Here is a 17,929-nt window from a genome sequence, read left to right on the forward strand (position 1 = left end):
GAGACGCTGATGCCCGGCATCAACCGCGCTCGGGCGGCACCGAGGACAATTCGAACGGGCTGCTGCTGCGCCGCTGGTTGCGGTCTTCCCGTGGCGTGGCGCCGAAGAAGTTGCGATAGGCGCTGGAGAAATGCGGCCCCGAGGAGAAACCGCACGACAGGCCGATCTGGATGATCGACTTGCTGGTCTGCATCAGCATCTGCCGGGCCTTGTTCAGGCGCAGTTCCAGGTAATACTGGCTCGGCACGCGGTTGAGGTATTGCTTGAAGATCCGCTCCAGCTGGCGACGGGACACGCACACGTGCTGGGCGATTTCGTCGGTGGTCAGCGGCTCTTCGATGTTGGCTTCCATCAGCAACACCGCCTGGGTGAGCTTCGGATGGCTGGAGCCGAGACGGTTCTGCAATGGAATGCGCTGACGCTCACCACCTTCACGAATGCGCTCGACCACCAGTTCTTCGGACACAGCACCGGCCAGTTCCGCGCCGTGATCACGTGCCAGCACTGCCAGCAACAGATCGAGCACCGACATGCCGCCGCACGCCGTCAGACGATCGCGATCCCAGTCGAACAGATGGCTGGTGGCGATGACTTTCGGGAAGCGCTCGGCGAAATCGTCCTGCCAGCGCCAGTGCACCGCTGCGCGATAGCCGTCGAGCAGACCGAGGTGCGCCAGCGGATACACGCCAGCCGACAAACCACCGATCACACAACCGGCGCGTACCAATTGCTTGAGCGCGCTGCTGAGTGCCGGCGCCAAAGTCGTCGGTGGCTCATCGGCGAGCAGGAACAGTTTCTGGAAGTTTTCGAGTTTGCCGGCCCAGGGTTCGCCGGGCAGTTGCCACTCACCGTCAGTCGGTGCTTCGGCCTGCAGGAACGACAATTCGTAAACCACATCCGGATGCACACGCTGGGCAACACGCAAGGCCTCCTCTGCCAGCGCCAAAGTCAGAGCTTTAGTGCTGGGCCAAATCAGGAAACCAATTCGATGGGCAGTCATGGGCGGGCGATCCGAAACGTAAACAGAGGGAAAAACCGAAATCGGCTGCAACCAAATTAGACCATCTGGCGCGCTGCGCAGCATGACCTAATCTGGTGCATAACGGGAGCGATTACTTGAGGCTGCCCGAGAGGAATTGTTGCAAACGTTCCGATTGCGGATTGACCAGCACTTCACGCGGGTTGCCGCTTTCTTCCACGACGCCTTTGTGCAGGAACACCAACTGGTTCGACACTTCACGGGCGAAGCCCATTTCGTGGGTCACCACCACCATGGTGCGGCCTTCCTGAGCGAGGGCCTGCATGACTTTCAGCACGTCGCCGACCAGTTCCGGGTCGAGGGCCGAAGTCGGTTCGTCGAACAGCATCACTTCCGGCTCCATCGCCAGCGCACGGGCGATTGCCACACGCTGCTGCTCGCCACCGGACATGTGCCCCGGGAACGCGTCCTTACGATGGGCCACACCCACCTTGTTCAGGTAGTGTTCGGCTTTCTCGCGGGCTTCGGCCTTGGACACGCCGAGGACATGAACCGGCGCTTCCATGATGTTTTCCAGCGCGGTCATGTGCGACCACAGGTTGAAATGCTGGAACACCATCGACAGGCGCGAACGCATGCGTTGCAGTTGCTTCGGATCAGCGGCTTTCAGCGCGCCGTCCTTGTTCGCCACCAGTTTCAGCTCTTCGTTGTTGAGCAGGATCTTGCCCGCGTGCGGCTGCTCGAGCAGGTTGATGCAGCGCAGGAAAGTACTTTTGCCGGAGCCACTGGAGCCGATGATGCTGATCACATCGCCGGCCGCCGCTTTCAGGGAAACGCCCTTGAGCACTTCGTGACTGCCATAGCGTTTATGCAGGTCTTGGACTTCAAGTTTGTACATGCGGTCGGTTCTCACAAAAACAGTCAGTCGTTGAGCAAAGGGCCGTCGCGCAGCGCATCGCGCCCCGCCACTTTGGCCAGCCAGAAACCGGGTTGGGCGTAACGCAGCCGCTCAATGGCAAACAGCACCCCGGACGTACCAGCACACACCGTGCTGACCCGATCCGACAGCGGATCGATCACTTCGAAAATCTTGTCACCGGCTTCAACCCACTCGCCGGGCTTGCGCAGAAAACTCACCACCCCCGGATGCGGCGGCAGGAGCAATTCAGTGCCCTCGAACGGCATGCCTTCGCACGGCTCGTGCGCCGCGCTCGGCCACTCGCCACGGATCAGGCCCTGCTCGGCGAGGAACGCCAGAATGCCTTCGGCCCAGGCTTCGGCCTGCGTCGGCGTGGTGTCAGCCTGACCGCCGAGTTCGACGGTGGTCGCCAGGCACGCCAGTGGAATCTGCGCGTCCGGGAACAGCCGCGACAGGCGCAGCCACGGCAGCGAACAGGCCTCGTCGAACGAGCTGCCGCCGGAGTCTTCCGCCAGCAAACCGACCTTCACGTCCAGGTGCGCGGCGAGCGAACGCCACTGCGGCCAGTGTTGCGGCAAGGCGTACATGTGCAGCGCGGCTTCGCAGTCGCAATGCAGGTCCAGCACCACATCGGCGGTGGCGGCATGTTGCAGCAGGATGCGCTGCATGCCTTGCAACTGGCTGCTGGCCTCGGGCAATGCGGCCAGGTGATCGGCCATTGCCTGACGGATCAGACGGATGTTGGCGTGCGGATCATCACCGAGTTGTCCTTCCAGCCTGGCGGCCACGGGGGCGCTGAGCTCGACGAAATCACGGTTGAAATTCTTGCCGCTGCCGGCCTCGAAACGGCCCTGATGATTGCCTTGCAGCAACTGGCCGAGACCCAGCGGGTTGGCCACCGGCACCAGTTCGATGACGCCGTTGAGCAGGCCCTTGGCTTCGAGTTCGCCGAGGCGTTTTTTCAGTTCCCAGGCAGTGCGCATGCCGGGCAGTTCGTCAGCGTGGAGGCTGGCCTGGATGTAGGCCTTGCGCTCGCCGCTGCCGAAACGAAAAACCGAAATCCGGCGCTCGCTGCCCAAGTGGCTCCACGGCAGAACGTGGTCGATGCGTTCCATATCAGTGCTTCCTCGGGGCCAGGTAGCTCAGCCAGCGACGCTCGGCCAGCTTGAACAGGCGCACCAGAATGAAGGTCAGGCACAGGTAGAACACGCCGGCGGTGATGTACGCCTCGAACGGCAGGTAGAACTGCGCGTTGACGGTACGGGCCGCGCCGGTGATGTCGATCAGGGTCACGATGGACGCCAGACTGGTGGTCTGCAGCATCATGATCACTTCGTTGCTGTACTGCGGCAGCGCCCGACGCAGGGCCGATGGCAGCAGGATGCGCTTGTACATCTTGAAGCGCGACATACCCATGGCCTTGGCCGCTTCGATCTCGCCGTTCGGCGTGGCCTTCAGGCTGCCGGCGATGATTTCGGCGGTGTAGGCGCTGGTGTTGATCGCGAACGCCAGGCACGCACAGAACGTTGCGCTGGACAGCCACGGCCACAAGAAGCTTTCACGCACCGCTTCGAACTGGGCCAGACCGTAGTAGATCAGGAACAACTGAACCAGCATCGGCGTGCCGCGAATCACGTAGGTGTACAGCCAGGCCGCGCCGTTGACCACGGCGTTCTTGGACACACGCATCAGCCCCAGCGGCAGGGCCGCGAGCAGACCGAAGAACAGCGACAGCGCGAGCAACTTGAGGGTCGTGACCAGACCGCCGAAGTACAGCGGCAGGGCCTCCCAAATGACGTTGTAGTCGAAGATCATAGATCAGCCGCCCTTACGCCTACCGAGTAGCGCTTCTCAAGGTGACGCAGCGCCAGCAACGAGACACTGGTGATCACCAGGTACATCGCCGCCACTGCGAGGAAGAAGGTGAAAGGCTCGCGGGTGGCGTCGGCCGCCTGCTTGGCCTTGAACATCATGTCCTGCAGACCGACCACGGAAATCAGCGCGGTGGCCTTGGTCAATACCAGCCAGTTGTTGGTGAAGCCCGGAATCGCCAGACGGATCATCTGTGGCACCAGCACGCGGAAGAACACCTGGAAGCTGCTCATGCCGTACGCCATGCCCGCTTCGGCCTGACCTTTGGGGATCGCCATGAACGCGCCGCGGAAGGTTTCCGACAGGTACGCACCGAAGATGAAACCAAGGGTGCCGATACCGGCGGCCAGCGGGTTCAGGTCGATGTAGTCGTCATAGCCGAGCATCGGTGCGACGCGGTTGAGCAGGTCCTGACCGCCGTAGAAGATCAGCAGGATCAGCACCAGGTCGGGAATCCCGCGAATCACCGTGGAATACAGATCGCCCAGCCACGCCAGCCAGCGCACCGGCGACAGGCGCAACGCGACGCCGATCAGCCCGAGAACGATGGCCAGGGCCATGGACGACAAGGCGAGCTGAAGCGTCAGCCAAGCGCCATCGAGGATGACAGCCCCGTAGCCTTTCAACATGATTCAGGTCCTCGAAAGTTGGGATGAAAAAATGGCGCAAACCGCAGAGATCCTGTTGCTTGCGCCATTTCGGACGGGTCGAGCGACGTCTTTACTTGCCGTAAATGTCGAAGTCGAAGTACTTGTCCTGGATTGCCTTGTACTTGCCGTTCTCGCGGATGGCCGCGATGGCGGTGTTGATCTTGTCTTTCAGGGCGTCGCCCTTGCGTACCGCGATGCCTACGCCGTCGCCGAAGTATTTGACGTCGGTGAACGCCGGGCCCACGAACGCGAAGCCTTTGCCGGCGTCGGTTTTCAGGAAGCCGTCATTCAACAGCGTAGCGTCCGCCACGGTGCCGTCGAGGCGGCCGGCGGCCACGTCGAGGTAGATTTCGTTCTGCGAGCCGTACGGCTTGATCTCGGCACCCAGCGGGGCCAGGACTTCGCGGGCGAAACGCTCGTGGATCGAACCACGCTGCACACCGATGTTCTTGCCTTTCAACTCAGCCAGACCTTCGCTGACCTGAGTGCCTTCCTTCATCACGAGGCGGGCCGGGGTGTTGTAGTACTTGTTGGTGAAGTCCACGGACTTCTTGCGGTCGTCAGTGATCGACATGGACGACAGGATCGCGTCGATCTTGCGCACTTTCAGTGCCGGGATCAGACCGTCGAACTCTTGCTCGACCCACTGGCACTTGACCTTCATTTCTTCGCACAGCGCGTTGCCGATGTCGTAGTCGAAACCGACGATGCTGCCGTCCGGGGCTTTGGAGGCGAATGGAGGGTAAGCCGCTTCGATACCGATTTTCAGAGGCTTTTCATCGGCGAATGTCGGCAGGGACAGCACGGACAGTGCCAGGGCGCCAAGCAGCACAAGTTTCTTCATCTTGGGACTCCATCGGTAAAGGGCAAAAACGGCAGAGTGAGCGACAGCCCAATATGCGAATGGGTGTAACGAAATCGGTTGCTGCGTGCGTGGGACAGTTCCAGTCAAAACCGCGAAGGCTTCAACGCAAGCCACGACGAGCGAGTGATCGGCATTCTAACGACAGGCCCGAAGCCGATATTTCTTCAATGCGACAACTAATTACAGATGCACCGAGAAACCCGCCTGAGCACATTGACAGCCCTGCAATTTCATGCAAGAGCGAAAGACAATGAACCGATCTATGCTGCAAATTGCGGGCCTATTATTCGCAAACCCTTCTAATCCGGCAAGCGCGGGGTTATGTCTTATTTTTCACCGAGTGTTTTGAGGCTCTAAAACGGGGCGATGCGTTTCTCATTGCCCCGTTGCGGGGCGGGCGGTTACACATTCGGTTACTTGAAGGCGAACGGGTAACAGTGGGAATGTTCTGACAAGTGAAACCGATAATTATTGGCTGGACGCCGATGAGGTAAGACAGCGGAACACTGCGGAGAATGACAGGCCGTCTTCGCGAGCAAGCCCGCTCCCACACTTGATCCGCGCCAAACACAATCCCAATGTGGGAGCGGGCTTGCTCGCGAAGAGGCCCACCCCGACGCTACAAAAACATCAGACACAAAAAAGCCCCACCCGGCGAAACCGGACAGGGCTTTCTGCACTTCAGACCCGCCGCTTACGCGACGTTCATAGTCTTGTGCGTATCGATCAGATGCTGCACCACACCCGGATCGGCCAGGGTGGAGATGTCGCCCAACCCTTCGTATTCAGCCGTGGCGATCTTGCGCAGGATGCGGCGCATGATCTTGCCCGAACGGGTCTTCGGCAGCCCCGGCGCCCACTGAATCACGTCCGGCGAAGCGATCGGACCGATCTCCTTGCGCACCCAGTTCTTCAGCTCCAGGCGCAGTTGCTCGCTCGGCTCTTCGCCATTTTTCAGGGTGACGTAGACATAAATGCCCTGCCCCTTGATGTCGTGCGGCACACCGACCACCGCCGCTTCGGCGACTTTCGGATGAGCAACCATCGCGCTTTCGATCTCGGCAGTACCCATGCGGTGGCCGGAGACGTTGAGCACGTCGTCCACGCGACCGGTGATCCAGTAGTAACCATCGGCATCACGGCGCGCACCGTCCCCGGTGAAATACATGCCACGGAAAGTCTTGAAGTAGGTATCGACGAAACGGTCGTGGTCGCCGTACAGGGTGCGCGCCTGACCTGGCCACGAATCGAGAATCACCAGATTGCCCTCGGCCTCGCCCTCGATGATGTTGCCAAGGTTGTCCACCAGCGCCGGCACCACACCGAAGAACGGACGTGCCGCCGAACCCGGCTTCAGCGCATGGGCGCCCGGCAGCGGGCTCATCATGTTGCCGCCGGTTTCGGTCTGCCACCAGGTATCGACGATCGGGCAACGGGATTTGCCGACGTTCTTGTAGTACCAGTCCCAGGCTTCCGGGTTGATCGGCTCGCCCACCGAACCGAGCAGACGCAGGCTGCTGCCGTCCGCGCCTTCAACAGCCGCTGTGCCGGAGGCCATCATCGCGCGGATCGCGGTCGGCGCGGTGTAGAGGATGTTGACCTTGTGCTTGTCGACGATCTTCGCCACCCGGGTGATGTCCGGATAGTTCGGCACGCCTTCGAACAGCAGCGTGGTCGCGCCGTTGGCCAGCGGGCCATAGACAATGTAGGAGTGACCGGTGACCCAGCCCACGTCGGCGGTGCACCAGTAGATTTCGCCCGGACGGTAGTCGAATACGCGCTCGTGGGTCATGGCCGCGTACAACAGGTAACCGCCGGTGGTGTGCTGCACACCCTTCGGCTTGCCGGTGGAGCCGGAGGTATAAAGGATGAACAGTGCTTCTTCGGCGCCCATCTCTTTCGGCGCGCAAACGGTGCCCGCCACTTTCATCAGGTCTTCGTACCAGATGTCGCGATGCTGGTTCCACTTGATGTCGCCGCCGGTGCGCTTGCACACGATGACTTTCTGGATGCTGCTGGTTTCCGGGTTGGTCAGGGCGTCGTCGACGTTGGCCTTGAGGGAAATCTTCTTGCCGGCACGGATGCCTTCGTCAGCGGTGATCACCACTTTCGAGCGGCAGTCGATGATGCGACCGGCCAGGGCTTCCGGCGAGAAACCGCCGAACACCACCGAGTGAATCGCGCCGATCCGGGTACAGGCCAGCATGGCGACCACGGCTTCGGGGATCATCGGCATATAAATGGTCACCACGTCGCCGCGGTGCACGTCCTGGCCACGCAGGGCGTTGGCGAGTTTGCACACTTGTTCGTGCAGTTCGCGGTAGGTGATGTTGCGGCTTTCGCAAGGATCGTCGCCTTCCCAGATGATGGCGACCTGGTCGCCGCGCTCGGCCAGATGACGGTCGAGGCAGTTGTAGGAAACGTTCAGGGTGCCGTCGGCAAACCACTTGATGTCGACATGGTGATCGTCGAACGAAGTCTGTTTCACCGTGGTGAAAGGCTTGATCCAGTCGAGGCGCTTGGCTTGTTCACGCCAGAAGCCGTCAGGATTGACGACCGACTGTTGGTACATGGCTTTGTAGGTCGCCTCGTCGGTCAGCGTATTGGCCAGAACCTCGGGACGAACGGGATACAGGGAAGCCGCACTCATCTTTCCTACCTCGGTGTAATAGTTGTTTTTGTATGACCCTGTTGTAGCCGGGGCGCCCGTATAGAACCATTCGACGATGGTAGTAACAAGCCCCTACAAAACATCCAGAAATGCCACAGACACCCCTGAAGCAACCCCCGCAACCCTTGTGGGAGCTGGCCTGCCAGCGATTCGGACGACCCGGTTTCCCGAGAAAGCCGCAGCGCTGGTAACACCCTCTCCAAGGATTGTTACCAAATCTGCCAAAGGTGTTTATCAAAACCAGGTCTGTTTACCCCTGCCCCGCCTCCCTAAAATTCACCTCGCCGACAAGGCAAAGCGATTAACAAGGTTACAGCCCCCACGAAGGCCGTTAATCCAGTTCTGAAGTAACAAAGCAAAACGATGAAGTTCCACACGCAACCCCAAAAAGGTTGCGTGACCCCACTCGACCTCAAGAAGGTAAATTTCAAATGAAAGCTTTATTGGTTCTGGCCCTCAGCAGTCTGTGCGCAACCGCCATGGCAGACGAGGTTCCGACTGATGTCGCACAGCAACAACCGGCTATCGAGGAATACACTTACTCCACTCACCTGGACATCGCCAAAGTTGTATCGATGAGCGAAGTTCCAAATGTCTGCGAAGTTGTTCCTGCAAAAATGGAGTACGACGACTCCAAGGGTCAGCGTCACATTCTGCGTTACAGCATCATGGGTAACGGCTGCACCAATTGATGCGTTGAGACTGCACCGAATCGGATCACTCAGCGCAACATCGAGGGTCGATTCCAGCCCGGCTTTGGTCGGGCTCAGTTGTGTTTGAAGCGGCGCAAAAGGGTTGCAAAACACAAGATATAGTGAAAAACGCGTTTTTTTGCTCGTTTTTTGAGCAATCAATCACACGCCAAAAAATTAATGAAAAAAAATTCTCCGGGGCCAATCCCGGCGAAAGCCCTGTAAACCCTCGCTCCGATCGAAATCACCCGCGCGCTCGACCGCCCTGCGCTGTTTCGCCCTCCCCCACGCCCGTGTTTTTTTCCCTATAATGCCGCCCTAATCGGGTCAGCAATATTCCCTTACAGGGATCAAAGCCATTCTGAAGCCCCGCAGCAGCGACAACGCTGGCCTGCGCCCGTCAGAGGCTCTCGGAAACCCGTAAAAATTTTCTGTTTATTGCCTGCGTAGCACCGCTGCAAAAAACGACATCCAACGCGGCCTGTACGGCCGTGTGAAAAACCAACAATCAGTTTTCACACGGGCACAGGCCCTCACGCAGGAGACGACACGTCATGCTGAGCTGGGACGAATTCGACAAAGAAGACAGTGAAGTAGCAGCAGTGAAAGGCGCCAATGCCGGCCACGCTAGCGAAGCCAACATGGACCGCCTCGACAGCGCCGGCGGTGCCGCCGCCCTCGAAGCCCGCGCCGTGACCGCCGAAGACTCGGCCGCCGTGGCCCGCGCCAAGGCTGCACTGGATTCCCTCGACGTCGCCGAAGGCCTCGCCGAACTCGAAGGCTCCGCCGCCCGTGTCGCCGTTGACGAAAAGCGCATGATCAACTGCCGCGCCGACCTCAACCAGCTCGTGCCATTCAAGTACGACTGGGCCTGGCAGAAATACCTGGACGGCTGCGCAAACCACTGGATGCCGCAAGAAGTCAACATGACCGCCGACATCGCCCTCTGGAAAAACCCGGAAGGCCTGACCGACGACGAGCGCCGCATCGTGATGCGCAACCTCGGCTTCTTCTCCACCGCCGACTCCCTGGTGGCCAACAACCTGGCCCTGGCCGTGTACCGCCTGATCACCAACCCGGAATGCCGCCAGTACATCCTGCGCCAGGCGTTCGAAGAGGCGATCCACACCCACGCCTACCAGTACTGCATCGAATCGCTGGGCATGGATGAAGGCGAGATCTTCAACATGTACCACGAGATCCCGTCGGTCGCGAAAAAAGCCGCCTGGGGCCTGAAATACACCCGCGCCATCTCCGACCCGGAATTCAACACCGGCACCGTAGAGACCGACAAAGAACTGCTGCGCAACCTGATCGCCTACTACTGCGTTCTGGAAGGCATCTTCTTCTACTGCGGCTTCACCCAGATCCTCTCCATGGGCCGCCGCAACAAAATGACCGGCGTCGCCGAGCAGTTCCAGTACATCCTGCGCGACGAATCCATGCACCTGAACTTCGGCATCGACGTGATCAACCAGATCAAAATCGAAAACCCACACCTGTGGGATGCCGAAATGAAGGAAGAAGCTTCGCAGATGATCCTGCAAGGCACTCAGCTGGAAATCGAATACGCGCGTGACACTATGCCTCGCGGTGTGTTGGGCATGAACGCTGCGATGATGGAGGACTACCTGAAGTTCATCGCTAACCGTCGTCTGTCGCAGATCGGTTTGAAGGAAGAGTACCCAGGGACGACTAACCCGTTCCCTTGGATGAGCGAGATTATGGACTTGAAGAAAGAGAAGAATTTCTTTGAGACTCGGGTTATTGAGTATCAGACTGGTGGTGCGTTGAGCTGGGATTGACAGTGGCGTAACGCCATGCAATAAGAGTCTACCTTACATGGTTGTTAGGGTAGCTAAAAAAGGCCCTGCTCATGCAGGGCTTTTTTTTAGCTAAGGAACTGGCATGAACGAGTCCGTGCATAACCCTGACCAATACATGTTTGGCTTTCGCCAGATCATAACCAATGGCAAGAAAAAAATTGGGATACTCCTCGGCGCTGGAGCTCCTGTGAGCATTAATGTAGGAAAAGATGCATGGGAGCCGCTGATCCCAAACGTTGTAGGTCTAACAAAAGCTATTAAATCAGATTTATCCCCCGAAGACTTGAAAGTCTTCGAAGAAATCGAATCATCGATAGAAGACAAAAACTTTGAGAAAGTCCTCTCAAAAATTAGAGCGCTCGCTGATGTTATAGGGGCTTCTAAAGTATATGGCTACGACAGCAATGACTTTACAAGCCTGACTGACAACATATGCAATTCTATTAGAAAAGTGGTTGATCGAGAGCTACCCTGCAGTCCAACACCTTATTGCGAACTAGTTTCCTGGGTTAACGGCATTAATAGAAAGCACGGCATAGAGGTTTTTACTACAAATTACGACCTACTTTTAGAGCAGGCGCTAGAGCGAGTTAAAACTCCTTATTTTGATGGATTTAGCGGCTCCAGAAATGCATTTTTTGATCCATCTAGCATATCAAGAAATGATCTTCCACCAAGATGGGTGAGAGTATGGAAACTGCATGGCTCAATCGGCTGGGAAATTGGACCGAGCAATGAGGTCATTAGGTTACCTCACTCGCAAAACACCAGCATGGTCTATCCCTCACATATCAAGTACGATCAGACTCAAGCGGCTCCATTTTCCTCGCTTTTTGAAAGGTTTAAAAACTTCCTGTTGGAGCCAGACACGCTTTTGATTTGTTCTGGTTTTTCTTTTGCTGACGCACATATATCTTCCAAAATAATAGAAAGCTTGATCGCCAATCCATCAGCAGCATTATTTGCCTTCCAATATAACAAATTATCCGACGAACCATATGCACGCGAAATTGCCTTGAAATGCCCTAATGCAAGCATCTTCTGTAGGGACGGTGCGATAATTAATGGAGTGGAGGCAAAATGGCGAACAGGAATATTACCAGCCAAAAACTGGGAATCAATTAGAGAAGAATATTACATAGACGAAAAGTTCCTACTTGGTGACTTCAAAACACTGACACGCTTTTTGGCAACTGCCGGTGGGGAATTCGGAGTTAAATTTGAAGATATACCGCTAGAGAGCCTAAGCCAAGTACTCGATCTTTTTCCTCCTCAAAAAATTGAGGAAGATAACCAAAATGCGTAGCCCAACACTTTTAGGCAGTATAAGCTCAGTATCTAGCTCTTCCTTAGCGGTTGAACTTGCCGACAGTATGAGTTCTGGAATAACTATACTGGAAGGTAAAAACTACAGAATTGGACAAGTAGGAAGCTTCGTAAAAATTCCGCTTGGATACAATCAGCTGTTTGGCGTGATTTCCGAATCCAATGAGTCCTCAAGTTTAGAAAATGACCAAAAATTTCTCAGCCAAAGGCGCTGGATACGGGTGGAGTTGATTGGAGAAATCATAGGTGGTGAATTTGACAGGGGTATCAGCGAGTACCCTAGCATCGGCGATGATGTGCATATTGTTGTCGATAGTGACTTACTAAAGGTCTTTGGAAAATCAGATAAAAGTCAATTTAGAATCGGAAAGCTTTCAAGCTCTGACGGCATCGATGTCAGTATTGATCTAGACAAACTGGTATCTAGGCATTCCGCCATACTAGGCTCTACCGGCTCCGGAAAGTCTACAAGCACTGCCTCAATTTTAAGGTCACTCGTACTACATGACGATCTAATAAAACTCCCATCATCCAGGGTACTATTAATTGACATTCACGGCGAATATGCCTCCGCACTAGGAGACATCGCTAAAGTTTTTTCGGTAACTCCAGAAAGCGAGAATAAACTTTTTATTCCGTACTGGTGCATTTCCCCCGAAAGCCTTATCGACTTCTTATGCGGAAATTTAAATGAATCCGCCAAGACTCAATACCTAGACAAAACGATTGAGGAAAAGAAGCTTTCACTTACCACAAACAAAATCAAAGGGATTGATCCAGAAAAAATAACTGGCTTCACTCCCTTGCCGTACAGAATAAAAAAAATCTGGTACGACCTTTATCACGACGACACTGTAAATTGGAATGATGACGCGCAAACAGATCCAGCTTATACATCGAAAGGTGACTTTGATACGTTAGTATCACCGAAATTCACACCGCCAGGTGCCGGAAGAAGCCCGCCACAGAAAGGTGGGCCCGGAGTGATCAAAAAACAGCTCGAGTTGATGAAGTCTAGACTGCTTGATTCTCAATACTCATTCCTTCTAAACCCAGGTCCTTGGAATCCAGACAAAGATGGAGCAATTCAGAAAGACTTAGATCAGCTTTTAGCTGAGTGGCTAGGGCACGACAAACCAATAACAATTCTAGATTTATCTGGAATGCCATCCACGCGACTAAGCCTACTTCTTGGTTCAATTTTAGATATCTTATTCGAGTCAGCGCTATGGGGAAGAAACCTTTCTTCCGGCATGAAAAATCGTCCCCTACTGGTAGTACTTGAAGAAGCACACAGATACCTTTCGAAATCCGAGAGCGGATTGGCGAAACATATGGTTCAAAGAATTGCTAAGGAAGGGAGAAAGTTTGGCATAGGCGCTATGATTGTAAGCCAAAGACCATCAGAAATAGATGAAACAATTTTATCGCAATGCGGAACGATCATCGCCCTTCGAATTAACAACTCAACAGATAGAGGAATTGTAAAATCTGCGATGTCAGAGGGACTTGCAGGAATAATCGACTCTCTCCCTGTTCTCAGAACAGGCGAAGCCGTAATAGTTGGAGAGGCTGCAAAACTTCCAACACGATGCAGAATAAGCATATTACCTCCCGACAAATATCCAAACAGTAAAGATCCAGATGTATCAAAAAACTGGTCTACTGAACGAAAACAGGAAAATTATGAAATATTAGTATCGGCCTGGCGAAACCAGGAAACGCTAAAGGAGAAAACGTAAATGGAAAGAACACCCGTTAGCTCAAGCAATATTGCCAGCGTGGGTTATGACGCAGGCACCTCAACCCTACAAGTCGAGTTCAACAATGGGACAATATATGATTATTACGATGTTCCAGAACATACTTATACAGATTTAATTGATGCTAGCTCTGTAGGCTCATTCTTTCACGCAAACATTAGAAACATATACAGTTTCCAGCAAGTTTGACATCCACCGAAACATACGTCCGCATATCTGCGGACGTATTCAAAACTCTGTCTTGACCAAATACTTGTAAAGCAATAGTCTTCAAAAAGGTGCCTAAGAAACACCTCACACAGCGGACTCACCGCACCCGACAGTCGCGGCTTTTTTGTGCCTACGGTTTCCCCGTGCGCATCAAAAAACTCTGTTATGCCGGGAGTGGGCGAATACAAGACCCGAAAGGGAAATATGTCCGGCCCTCTGTGTGGGGTTTCTTAGCTCCCGGCACCCAGCCTTAAGAAAGCTGACATCACACAGAGGTAAATGGATATGCCTAAAAATATCTCCTTCGGCACGAAGGAAATCTGCTTCAGCCTCAACATCATCTGCATGCATCCAGCACTGGAGGCCTGCCATGTCTGAACCTCACAGTTCCACGGTCTTCACTCTGCACAAACTCTCTCTCCATGCCCTCCTCCTTGAAGGCCAGCCATGGTTTTGCGCACGCGATATTGGTCGCTTGATGGGCGTCCATCTCAGTGATCGGATGGTCAGCAAACTGGACAAGGATCAACATCGTTTTCTGTGGATTGAGTATCACCGGCAACCTGAGAAGCAACTTATGCTCAGTGAGTCCGGTGTGTATGCGCTGTTGGTGTATCACTACGTCCCAGGGAATCGGCTATTGCGCGAGTGGCTGACCCATCAAGTGGTTCCAGCCTTACGCGATGCTGCGTCCTCGGAAAATCCGGATCTACCTATGCTTAGTTTTTTGAAATGGCCTGAGATGTCTGTGAGTCTGTTGCATTGGCAGGATGAAAGCTGGATTCGGCTACGAGATATGCCATACCTGTTGCAGGGCCAGACACAGCAGCGAGCGACTGCCCCGAAGTCTTGGTGGCGGAAGGCTGCAGAGGTATTTCAGTCGTCGAAGCATCTGATGAGTTAGGTGCTGCTTGTGAGATCACTTGCGAGAACTGTCGCAAATCTCTGTAGGAATTTTCCTAGACAGCCGTAATGGCCACTCAGTATCGTCCGAGGGTTTTCAACCCTCGGCGATTTTATGGATACGGAAAAGGAAAATAGTGGCTGGACGGATGAGGAGCTTGACGCTTCGGTCGATGGCTATCTCGATATTCGGGCTCGCTACCCAAATGATCAAAAATTTAATAAGTCCTTGGAACACAGGCGTCTGCAGAACGGCGTACTCGCCGGGCGAAACATCAAGTCGATTGACTATCGACTGCAGAACATTACCGCTCTGTTCGAAGATCTTGGGCTGAAAACGATCCCTAGCTACAAACCAAAGGTGAATCTCGGTTCAGGGATTACCGCGCGCCTGATGAAAATCCTAGAATCGAAAGGCCTCATTACGCTGGATTCCGGTACACCTTCCACGCAAGAAGAATCATCACGTCGAAATGTACAACGAGCGAAACAGCGTGATTTTGTGAGTGAGCCAGAGGGTGTGCAGATACCTCAGCAAATCGTCAGGACAACCAAAACCTACGCCCGCATATCCCAAGTCAAAGATTGGATTCTGTTCAACGCCAAGGGTGTCTGTGAGGGATGCGGACAAACAGGTCCTTTTGAAATGAATGGAGAACCTTACCTTGAGGTTCACCACGTTAAGCATCTGTCGGACAACGGGACGGACTTCAAGACCAACACCGTAGCGCTGTGCCCAAACTGTCATCGACGCTGCCACCATTCTGACGACAGAGAGGCTTTCACTGCTTGGCTGTATGACAACGTTGGAAGACTCGAAAAGGAATAATCGCGGTCTATCTGACTAACCGTATTTGCTGTTCTTGGGACTGCTCCGTCCCCCAGCGGGAGCAAGCTCCCTCGCCACAGGGTGATGCTCGGCCTGCGATGTCGGTGTGAGTAATGAAATCTGGTTGATGCCGAGAATCGCCAGCAGCCTGACTCCCACAGATTCCGCATCATCCTGAAAACAATCAGTGCAACCCGCCCCGCCTCCCGCTATTAATACCCCTCCCCCACTCAAGGATCCGAGCCCCACCATGAAATTCGATCTCGCCTACTGCCTCAGCCTCGACGACAAACTGTCGATCTATGACGTTCGCGATCTCAATTTCGATGAGACGGTGGCGTTCGATTCTGCGAAGGAACACTTCCAGTGCCCCAACGACACCTGTCGTTCGGCATTCGATGCCTCCAACGAGTTGGGTACGTTCAACGCCAAGAACGTGAATTACGTACGCACGCCGCACTTCAAGAATCTGCCCGGTACGCAGCATGTGGCGGGTTGTCCGTATGTGAGTTTGAAGACGTCGGCGTCGGGGGTTGAGGCGGCGGATGGGGAATTGGATGACGGGCGGGAGGAGCATTTTCCGTCGGAGTTGTTGCTGACGCGTCGTGAGTATGTGCGCAAGCCTGCCGCGCCAGCGGGGGCGGCGGATGTGTTGCGGGATGATCCGGTGCGGGTGGCGACTTCCCCCTCAAAAGAATCGCCGGGTCGTGAGTCGGCGCCGGACAAGACCAGTGTTTTCGCTCACCCCGTGGAGTGTTTTGTGTCGAACTTCGCGGACAAGGATTTGCTCAAGCGTATGCCGTTGAAGATTGGCGAGCATACGGCGCCGTACAGTTCGTTCTTCAAGAAGATCGAGTACTTGATGGACAACAAGGGGCTGATTTACTGGGGCCGGATCAAGAAGATCGAGGACTTTCACAGCGCCAGTTTCCGGATCGATTTCGAGGACAAGGTCTGGTTCAAGAAGCCGGATGACAGCAAGAAGAAGCGTTATCCGGTCAGTGTCTATCTCAACAAGAAGCTGATCGACAACTACCGCAAGCGCAAGGCGTTTCTGGAGGAGATCAAGCACGCGGTCGACAGTGATAAGGAGTTGTTCTGCTTCTTTTATGGTGTGACGCCGGAGTTGAAGCAGGTGCCAGGCAAGAAGAACCCCGAAAAGCCTTTCGAGGTCTTCAATGCCAATATCGAGAACCTGGATCACTTCATCATTCGTGAAGCGCCGGGTCTGGCGTGATGGTTAGTTTTGGGGCAGTTGCAGTTGGACGGCGCCGGGGTGTTGTTTGACGACTGAGTACGGCAGGATCGACCAGTCGGGTTCATCGCAACCACGTTGCACTCGCGGGAAGTACGGCCCCAGGTAAATGCCCTTGGCGGTGAAGTACCAATCGAAAACGCCCCAGACGTTTTCATCGGTGTAGTCGCAGCTGTCTTCATCACCTTCGGCTGGCTTCTTCATTTCGTCGGGATACAGCGAGGTGAACTGCTTTATAAGCCATTGCGCAAACTCTTCCCTCTGTTTACCTTCGCTTGTTCCAGTCGAAGTGCCCTCCCCTCCACCCACTGCCAAAACGTCTTCCAGCTTTATCGCTTGCCCAGTATGAGCATTGAGATTGATCGGGGAGTTGCCGACATCCGGATGCGCGCCGCCACAGTCGTAACCGGTGTTGATGTTCAGGCTGACGATATCGGACGACAGAAACGTGGGCGCGACGCTTTGCCATTGCTCGGCATTCTCACCACCTTGCAGCATGCAGGCGTGATAACTGATGACCTCTTTCCAGAGCCGTCCCAACAATTGCTCGTTGATCCGCTGTTGCTCCTGTTTGGGATAACCGGACTCAATACTGAAGAAAGAGATTTTCGACTCCGGCTCCGCCCACCATTGCAGGTCGTAGCCCATGAACTTGTCTTTCTTCCCCGGTTTGAGCTTGAGCCCCTGTAAGCGCAAATACTCGTAGGGATCGTCTTTCGGCAACGTGGCAATGACGGGCAACGTCGTTGCAGTCGGCGCGGGAAGTCTGGCCTCGACCAGTTGTACCGGCAGCTTTTTGCCCTTCGGGTTTTGCCATTCACCCTGCCAGCCGTTGGCGGTTTCTTCCAGCTTGAGGGTCGGCAAAGGCTTGTCATCGCCGTAGCGATTATTGCCCTCGACCAACGTCAGCGTGCTGTCCTGCAACGCACCGCTCAGAGGCAGGTCGCGATGGTATTTCTCATAGAAGTAGCGACCGGTCACTTCATCCGGCTGCTGTGTATTGAGCTCAACCACAATCGGCGTCTTGCCCAGCGTGCCGGTGAACACACGTCTGCCGTCGTCAGCCTGAGCGGTGGAAAGCAGTGAAAACAACGCGGCGGCATATGGCGCCAGGCGCAACAGTCCCTTGAGCATGGATCGATCCCTGAGTGAATAAGGCTGCGGAGTAT

General features: G+C 55.0%; 16 protein-coding genes. 8 read left to right on the forward strand and 8 right to left on the reverse strand.

The window, feature by feature from the left end:
- Positions 1-19: 19 nt before the first annotated feature.
- The 7 genes from argR to acs all read right to left on the reverse strand — a co-directional run bounded on the left by argR (position 20) and on the right by acs (position 7,935).
- Positions 20-1,000 carry a transcriptional regulator ArgR gene (argR, locus tag CAG25_RS05725; RefSeq protein WP_085610735.1) on the reverse strand — a complete coding sequence of 327 codons (981 nt, stop codon included), beginning with the start codon at positions 998-1,000 and terminating at the stop codon, positions 20-22.
- Positions 1,001-1,112: 112 nt separating this feature from the next.
- Positions 1,113-1,877, reverse strand: coding sequence for an ABC transporter ATP-binding protein (locus CAG25_RS05730; RefSeq protein WP_003227281.1), 765 nt, complete (start codon positions 1,875-1,877; stop codon positions 1,113-1,115).
- A 23-nt stretch (positions 1,878-1,900) separates the two neighbouring features.
- Positions 1,901-3,013 (reverse strand): succinylglutamate desuccinylase/aspartoacylase family protein, encoded by a 1,113-nt coding sequence (locus CAG25_RS05735; RefSeq protein WP_085610736.1) that lies wholly within the window; start codon positions 3,011-3,013, stop codon positions 1,901-1,903.
- A gap of 1 nt (position 3,014) precedes the next feature.
- The gene (locus CAG25_RS05740) at positions 3,015-3,713 is read right to left on the reverse strand and encodes an ABC transporter permease (RefSeq protein WP_039772064.1); all 699 of its coding nucleotides are present in this window, start codon (positions 3,711-3,713) and stop codon (positions 3,015-3,017) included.
- A complete protein-coding gene (locus CAG25_RS05745) occupies positions 3,710-4,399 on the reverse strand; it encodes an ABC transporter permease (protein WP_007951063.1) in 690 nt (229 codons plus the stop codon). Before CAG25_RS05745 ends, CAG25_RS05740 begins: the two co-directional genes overlap by 4 nt.
- A gap of 91 nt (positions 4,400-4,490) precedes the next feature.
- Positions 4,491-5,264, reverse strand: coding sequence for an ABC transporter substrate-binding protein (locus CAG25_RS05750; RefSeq protein ID WP_011335541.1), 774 nt, complete (start codon positions 5,262-5,264; stop codon positions 4,491-4,493).
- 715 nt (positions 5,265-5,979) lie between these two features.
- Positions 5,980-7,935 carry an acetate--CoA ligase gene (gene acs / locus CAG25_RS05755; protein WP_085610737.1) on the reverse strand — a complete coding sequence of 652 codons (1,956 nt, stop codon included), beginning with the start codon at positions 7,933-7,935 and terminating at the stop codon, positions 5,980-5,982.
- Positions 7,936-8,387: 452 nt separating this feature from the next.
- Between acs and CAG25_RS05760 the strand changes: the two genes are divergently transcribed.
- From CAG25_RS05760 to CAG25_RS05795, 8 genes are all read left to right on the forward strand, one after another.
- Positions 8,388-8,648, forward strand: coding sequence for a DUF2790 domain-containing protein (locus CAG25_RS05760; RefSeq protein ID WP_011335542.1), 261 nt, complete (start codon positions 8,388-8,390; stop codon positions 8,646-8,648).
- 554 nt (positions 8,649-9,202) lie between these two features.
- Positions 9,203-10,453 (forward strand): ribonucleotide-diphosphate reductase subunit beta, encoded by a 1,251-nt coding sequence (locus tag CAG25_RS05765; protein WP_007951068.1) that lies wholly within the window; start codon positions 9,203-9,205, stop codon positions 10,451-10,453.
- Positions 10,454-10,556: 103 nt separating this feature from the next.
- Complete coding sequence (locus CAG25_RS05770; RefSeq protein WP_085610738.1) at positions 10,557-11,780, forward strand: SIR2 family protein; 1,224 nt, start codon at positions 10,557-10,559, stop codon at positions 11,778-11,780.
- Positions 11,773-13,542, forward strand: coding sequence for an ATP-binding protein (locus CAG25_RS05775; protein ID WP_085610739.1), 1,770 nt, complete (start codon positions 11,773-11,775; stop codon positions 13,540-13,542). The genes CAG25_RS05770 and CAG25_RS05775 overlap by 8 nt, the downstream gene beginning before the upstream one ends.
- Positions 13,543-13,752, forward strand: a complete 210-nt coding sequence (locus CAG25_RS05780; RefSeq protein WP_085610740.1) for a KTSC domain-containing protein — start codon at positions 13,543-13,545, stop codon at positions 13,750-13,752.
- Between the two features lie 391 nt (positions 13,753-14,143).
- Entirely contained in the window at positions 14,144-14,677 is a 534-nt protein-coding gene (locus tag CAG25_RS05785; protein ID WP_085610741.1) for a Bro-N domain-containing protein, read from the forward strand.
- A 114-nt stretch (positions 14,678-14,791) separates the two neighbouring features.
- Positions 14,792-15,505 (forward strand): HNH endonuclease, encoded by a 714-nt coding sequence (locus CAG25_RS05790; RefSeq protein WP_085610742.1) that lies wholly within the window; start codon positions 14,792-14,794, stop codon positions 15,503-15,505.
- A 250-nt stretch (positions 15,506-15,755) separates the two neighbouring features.
- Complete coding sequence (locus CAG25_RS05795) at positions 15,756-16,742, forward strand: hypothetical protein (RefSeq protein ID WP_085610743.1); 987 nt, start codon at positions 15,756-15,758, stop codon at positions 16,740-16,742.
- Positions 16,743-16,745: 3 nt separating this feature from the next.
- On the opposite strand, the gene CAG25_RS05800 is transcribed toward CAG25_RS05795, so the two are convergent.
- Complete coding sequence (locus CAG25_RS05800) at positions 16,746-17,894, reverse strand: hypothetical protein (protein WP_085610744.1); 1,149 nt, start codon at positions 17,892-17,894, stop codon at positions 16,746-16,748.
- Between the last annotated feature and the right edge of the window lie 35 nt (positions 17,895-17,929).

Origin of the sequence: Pseudomonas sp. B16(2017), assembly GCF_002113205.1 — a bacterium.
GTDB lineage: Bacteria > Pseudomonadota > Gammaproteobacteria > Pseudomonadales > Pseudomonadaceae > Aquipseudomonas > Aquipseudomonas pharyngis.

Bases quoted from the DNA above. Each gene is read 5' to 3' on its own strand.
- argR (WP_085610735.1), bottom strand. From the start codon at position 1,000: ATGACTGCCCATCGAATTGGTTTCCTGATTTGGCCCAGCACTAAAGCT.
- acs (WP_085610737.1), bottom strand. From the start codon at position 7,935: ATGAGTGCGGCTTCCCTGTATCCCGTTCGTCCCGAGGTTCTGGCCAAT.
- CAG25_RS05780 (WP_085610740.1), top strand. From the start codon at position 13,543: ATGGAAAGAACACCCGTTAGCTCAAGCAATATTGCCAGCGTGGGTTAT.
- CAG25_RS05795 (WP_085610743.1), top strand. From the start codon at position 15,756: ATGAAATTCGATCTCGCCTACTGCCTCAGCCTCGACGACAAACTGTCG.
- CAG25_RS05760 (WP_011335542.1), top strand. From the start codon at position 8,388: ATGAAAGCTTTATTGGTTCTGGCCCTCAGCAGTCTGTGCGCAACCGCC.
- CAG25_RS05750 (WP_011335541.1), bottom strand. From the start codon at position 5,264: ATGAAGAAACTTGTGCTGCTTGGCGCCCTGGCACTGTCCGTGCTGTCC.
- CAG25_RS05775 (WP_085610739.1), top strand. From the start codon at position 11,773: ATGCGTAGCCCAACACTTTTAGGCAGTATAAGCTCAGTATCTAGCTCT.
- CAG25_RS05735 (WP_085610736.1), bottom strand. From the start codon at position 3,013: ATGGAACGCATCGACCACGTTCTGCCGTGGAGCCACTTGGGCAGCGAG.
- CAG25_RS05730 (WP_003227281.1), bottom strand. From the start codon at position 1,877: ATGTACAAACTTGAAGTCCAAGACCTGCATAAACGCTATGGCAGTCAC.
- CAG25_RS05785 (WP_085610741.1), top strand. From the start codon at position 14,144: ATGTCTGAACCTCACAGTTCCACGGTCTTCACTCTGCACAAACTCTCT.
- CAG25_RS05800 (WP_085610744.1), bottom strand. From the start codon at position 17,894: ATGCTCAAGGGACTGTTGCGCCTGGCGCCATATGCCGCCGCGTTGTTT.
- CAG25_RS05740 (WP_039772064.1), bottom strand. From the start codon at position 3,713: ATGATCTTCGACTACAACGTCATTTGGGAGGCCCTGCCGCTGTACTTC.
- CAG25_RS05770 (WP_085610738.1), top strand. From the start codon at position 10,557: ATGAACGAGTCCGTGCATAACCCTGACCAATACATGTTTGGCTTTCGC.
- CAG25_RS05790 (WP_085610742.1), top strand. From the start codon at position 14,792: ATGGATACGGAAAAGGAAAATAGTGGCTGGACGGATGAGGAGCTTGAC.
- CAG25_RS05765 (WP_007951068.1), top strand. From the start codon at position 9,203: ATGCTGAGCTGGGACGAATTCGACAAAGAAGACAGTGAAGTAGCAGCA.
- CAG25_RS05745 (WP_007951063.1), bottom strand. From the start codon at position 4,399: ATGTTGAAAGGCTACGGGGCTGTCATCCTCGATGGCGCTTGGCTGACG.